Here is a 4585-nt window from a genome sequence, read left to right as displayed (position 1 = left end):
TCTTTCTCTTCAAGCTTCTTGCGCAGTGCTCGAATCTCCGCCTCCAGTTCGCGCAGGCGTCTGGCGTCGCGGTTTTGGCGGTCAGCTTGCCCCGGCGATGGTGCGCCCGCCGCTTTCAGCCAGCTGCGCAGCGTGTCGATGCAGATGCCGAGTTCCGCGGCCACCTCCCGGCTGGGCCGCCCCTGCTCGGTGACCATCCGCACTGCCCCCGCCTTGAAGGCCTCATCGTAACGCGGCGGCGCTGGGTGTTTTCGTTCTTTGGTTGACATTTTTCATTACCCCTTTCCATTATACAGATTGTTTTTCTGTCCGGCAAATCGGGTATGGGGGCAGCAGGGACTGCGGCGAATACAAATGGCCTGCAAAAGAAATGACGCTGGAGGATATGGAGGAAAGCGATGAGGGGATAGAATTTATATATATTTTCACTCCCGAACAGGAATGGAAATACTGCTGCCCGGTTTCTCCCGATATGAGATGGCGGAATGTCCGCAATGAACTTGCCGCAGAATCAGAGATATTCAATCAAAATTCAGAGGAACAGGACTGCGGGGAAAACTGCGATCCTGTTCTTTCTATGTGAAAGTGAGTGGAACGAAATGAAGAAAACAAGGAATCCTTGGCGTCAGTCTTCGTCTTGCGGATAAACATCTCGCGCATAGCATCAGTCTGAATGGGATTGAGAACGACAACGGGGTAACCGTCCTTGTGAAGATGGGTATAAAGCGCCAGCCAGTAGTGCGCGGTGGACTCCATGGCAAAAACAATCTCGCTGCGGACATTTGTCAGCTTCCTGATTTTCTCCATCAGACAGTTATAGCCCGTGCAGTTGTTTGAGATGGAAAATGCCCGCTGTACGGTCTGCCCCTCGGATGTAATAATACTGACTTCGTGACTGCGCTTGGCAACATCGATACCAACGATAAACATCATAGGTCTCACTCCGTTTGCAGAGATGGTCGCTTCGCTGGAAGAGCGGCGTCTTGACGAATATCTGACATTGGAACAGCAGCAAGGTGAGATAGGGCATACACTTTAAAATCGATGCGGGAGCAGACAGCGTCTGCTCCCTTTTTTGTTTGTGAAGGGGGAAGATAAGAATATTTTTCCAAAGCCGCGAAGATATTTTACCGGGAGGAGTGCTATCCCTTTATCGGACGGGACGGTTGTGCGTAAAGCGCAGCAGTTTGGCAGCGGGATGGAGTTCCCTTTGCACCGATTTTTGGGGGATAGAGAACGATAGCAGGAGAAAGGCGGACATCAAAATTTGATGTCCGCCAGATACATCAGCCCGCAGTGCGGGCTGAACGGCGTTCCGAGGTGGCGTCAAAACAGCAAATTCCCGGTTTGTCTGACATCAAAATATTAGAAAATTGCCTGTGCACAGGGAAATAAGCCGGTTTTGGCTGACATCAAAACAAATATAGCGGATATGGAGTATAAGGAATTGACCGCGCAACAAAATAGTAATACAATATATATACAAGGGGAGGCGGTGAACATGCCGGTGATCAGGCCAATCCGTGAACTGCAAAATACAACGGAGATCTCGCATTTTGCAAAAACGCTCAATGAACCGATCTTCATTACGAAGAACGGACGCAATGATCTTGTGCTGATGAATGATGCGGTATATGAACGAATCATGGCGCAGAATGAAATGTACCGCAAGCTGGCTGCTGCTGAGGCAGAAGTTGCTGATGGAGCAGAGCTGCTGGACGGTATGGAAGTACTGAAGGAGCTGCGCGGCAAGTATGGAAAGTGAATGGAAATTAAAGCTAACACCGCTTGCCCGTACGGATCTGGAAGAAATCTATCAGTACATTTCGATTTGTCTGGACGCGCCGCAAGCAGCTGACAGGTTGATGACAGCGTTTGAAAAAAGCTTTGAACAGCTTCAAAACCATCCGTTCAGTTTCCCGCGTGCAGATGATGAAAGCCTGCGGAAAAAAGGATACCGAAAATTGATCGTTGAAAACTATGTCGGAGCATATCTTTTGAATGAGCAGACAAAAGAAGTGGTCGTCATGCGCTTTTTCTATGGCGCGCGGGATTACAAGCGACTGCTGTGAGAAGAAAAAATGAGGATGCAGGTGCTGAGAGGCATCTGCATCTTTTGTTTTGCGAAAAAGGGGGCGGAAAGATAGATACACGGAAAAGGATCACGATCCGTTTGCCGCAGGATGTATACCGGGACATATTGGATAACCTGGGAAATGCAGCGAGCAGTACATTCAATTCCTTTATGACAAATGCTGCACGCTTTTACCTGGGATATATCAAAGCAAGAGAAACAGAGGACTATCTCTCAAAAACACTGCTGTCCATCATCAGCGCGCGGCAGGAGCGGTCTGACAAGGCGACCGTGTCGGTATTGTACGCGCTGGCGGTGGAACTCAACATTTTGCAGCGCATCCTTGTCTCGCACTTTGACATACCGGATGAGGTGTATGCGGAGCTGCGCAGGAAAGCGCGCGCGGAAGTTGCGGTCAGCCGCAAAGGCGCGCAGATCGAATCCGTGCAGGCGCAGATGTTCGGCGGTGATACCGGATGGCAAAGCTCGTCACAAAATGGCGCTATCTGAAGCCGGACGCCGCGCGGCACGCACAGGCATACATACGGTACATTGCCACGCGGGAGGGCGTGGAGAGATATGTGGAAGAGAACGGAGCGCGGCCGGCGGTGCAGGCGCAGCGCGTCCTTGTGGAAAAACTGCTGCGGGATTTTCCGGATGCGCGCCGGAGCTTTGAGTATGAGGACTATGCGCGCCGGCCGACTGTCCGCAACGCGTCGGAATTCATCACGCGGACCTTGGAGGAACATCTGGAACTGTTTGACGCGCGCTCCAACTATGTTTCGTACATCGCGCAGCGTCCGCGCGTCCAGCGCAGCGGCGCACACGGCCTGTTCACACAGGAGGAAGATGCGCCGGATCTGAACGCTGCCGCGCGTGCGGTTTCAGAGCATGACGGGAACATTTGGACATGTATCCTTTCCCTGCGGCGTGAAGACGCCGCCCGCCTGTCATACGATAAAGCGGACGCATGGCGCGCGCTGCTCCGTGCCAATGCGGCGGAGATCGCCGCGCGGTTCAATGTGCCGGTCGGGTCGTTCCATTGGTGCGGAGCCTTCCACAACGAAGCGCACCATCCTCATGTGCATCTGGTCTGTTATGCGGACAGTGTGCAAAAGCCGGCGCTCACAAAGGAGGGGGTGGTGCAGCTCCGCTCCCTCCTCGCACGGCAGATATTCCGGGATGAACTGGACGCAATATATATCCGCCAGTCACAGAGCCGGGACGAACTGCGGGATCTGTTCAGCGCACGCCTGAAAGAGGCGGTGGCCGGGATGCGGGATGCGCCTGCAGAGATGCCGGTTTTGGAATCCCTGCTGGAACGGCTGTCGGAAGAAGTACGGGACAGAAAGGGGAAACTCCGGTATGGGTATCTCCCCTGGCAGGTAAAATCCATTGTGGACAGTATTATCAGCGAATTGGAAAAGCAGCCGCAGGTGAAGGCTGCATACAGCGCGTGGTGGGAGCTTCGCAAAACAGTGCTGTCCACATACCGGGACAGCCTGCCGGAACAGGCCCCGCCGCTGCACACACAAAAGGAGTTCCGGCATCTGAAAAATATCGTGCTGCGCATTGCAAAAGAAGGCTGTCCCGCGCCGGAGCCGGAACAGGAGTTTGACGCGGTACAGGATCCACAGGACCGCGGCGCACAGCATGCGGTGTACGGTGCAAAGCGGCTGCTGGACGCCGCCCGTGAAGAAGAATATCCGGATGAAGACGTGCAGGCGGCGCTCCGGACGCTGCTCGGCGCGGCGGAGCGCGGGGATGCATATGCGCAATACCAGGCCGGTAAGCTGTACCGGGAGGGATACTTTTTGCCGCGGGATGACGCCGGCGCAAAAATGTTTTTTGAACGGGCTACAAAGCAGGAAAATCATTTTGCGGAATATGCGCTCGGAAAGCTGCACGCGGATGAGACGTCGCCGTTCTTCGACGAAACGAAAGCCGCGGACTGGTTTGAACGTGCCGCGGAGCATGGGAACGGATTTGCCAAATACAGGCTTGCGAAATGTTTTCTGAACGGGAAAGGCCGTGCTGTGGACGCAGGATCCGCGGCACGGCTTTTTGTCGAAGCGGCGCAGGCGTCTGACGTGTATGTGCGCAGATTCGCGGCGCCCTGGGCAAAATACCAGTTGGGAAAGCTGTACATCCGGGGAAACGGTGTTCCCAGGGATTGGGCGAAAGCGGAGGAGCTGCTGCGAAGCGCGGCACAGGACGGAAACGAATTCGCACAGCGTTTGCTGCAGCGGCGTGCGCAGTGGCACAAGCTCAGTCCAATGGACGCTGCGCTGGGTGTGATCGGAAGCCTGTGCCGTATGTTTGAAACATCTGCGCCGCACATCCGTCCGCGCTGTATGTATCTGGACAGAAAGCGCAGGCGGGAGCTAGAACAGAAACAGCGCGCGCTTGGCCATGCGGAAAACGATTTTGAACCGCAGATGTGACGCAGGCAAAAAAGAAAAACAGCCCGCCAGGGGCCAGGTGGGATATTTGGCTGGAACATGGCATGTG

The 4585-nt window shown here is 54.4% G+C and carries 6 protein-coding genes; 4 read left to right on the top strand and 2 right to left on the bottom strand.

All coding sequences use genetic code 11. The features are described from left to right. A partial coding sequence (locus tag GT748_RS14915; protein ID WP_161222402.1) for a transposase occupies positions 1–269 on the bottom strand: 269 nt, incomplete at its 3' end. A gap of 256 nt (positions 270–525) precedes the next feature. Further along, positions 526–933, bottom strand: coding sequence for an IS110 family transposase (locus tag GT748_RS14910; protein ID WP_123158643.1), 408 nt, complete (start codon positions 931–933; stop codon positions 526–528). Between the two features lie 469 nt (positions 934–1402). Here GT748_RS14910 and GT748_RS14905 point away from each other — a divergent pair, with 469 nt between their 5' ends. From GT748_RS14905 to mobP3, 4 genes are read left to right on the top strand one after another with little or no spacing between them, the layout of a single operon-like run. Continuing rightward, positions 1403–1765 carry a prevent-host-death protein gene (locus GT748_RS14905; RefSeq protein ID WP_243148998.1) on the top strand — a complete coding sequence of 121 codons (363 nt, stop codon included), beginning with the start codon at positions 1403–1405 and terminating at the stop codon, positions 1763–1765. Continuing rightward, positions 1755–2072 (top strand): type II toxin-antitoxin system RelE/ParE family toxin, encoded by a 318-nt coding sequence (locus GT748_RS14900; protein WP_009322749.1) that lies wholly within the window; start codon positions 1755–1757, stop codon positions 2070–2072. Before GT748_RS14905 ends, GT748_RS14900 begins: the two co-directional genes overlap by 11 nt. Next, complete coding sequence (locus GT748_RS14895) at positions 2069–2584, top strand: hypothetical protein (RefSeq protein WP_161222401.1); 516 nt, start codon at positions 2069–2071, stop codon at positions 2582–2584. The genes GT748_RS14900 and GT748_RS14895 overlap by 4 nt, the downstream gene beginning before the upstream one ends. Continuing rightward, complete coding sequence (gene mobP3, locus GT748_RS14890) at positions 2551–4518, top strand: MobP3 family relaxase (protein ID WP_161222400.1); 1968 nt, start codon at positions 2551–2553, stop codon at positions 4516–4518. The genes GT748_RS14895 and mobP3 overlap by 34 nt, the downstream gene beginning before the upstream one ends. The last annotated feature ends 67 nt before the right edge of the window (positions 4519–4585 follow it).

Source organism: Bittarella massiliensis (ex Durand et al. 2017) (assembly GCF_009876955.1).
In the GTDB taxonomy this organism is placed as follows: Bacteria; Bacillota; Clostridia; order Oscillospirales; family Ruminococcaceae; genus Bittarella; species Bittarella massiliensis.
This window is presented reverse-complemented; position numbering and strand designations above follow the sequence as displayed.

Coding starts and splice junctions, on each gene's coding strand:
- GT748_RS14900 (WP_009322749.1), top strand. CDS start 1,755: ATGGAAAGTGAATGGAAATTAAAGCTAACACCGCTTGCCCGTACGGAT.
- GT748_RS14910 (WP_123158643.1), bottom strand. CDS start 933: ATGATGTTTATCGTTGGTATCGATGTTGCCAAGCGCAGTCACGAAGTC.
- mobP3 (WP_161222400.1), top strand. CDS start 2,551: ATGGCAAAGCTCGTCACAAAATGGCGCTATCTGAAGCCGGACGCCGCG.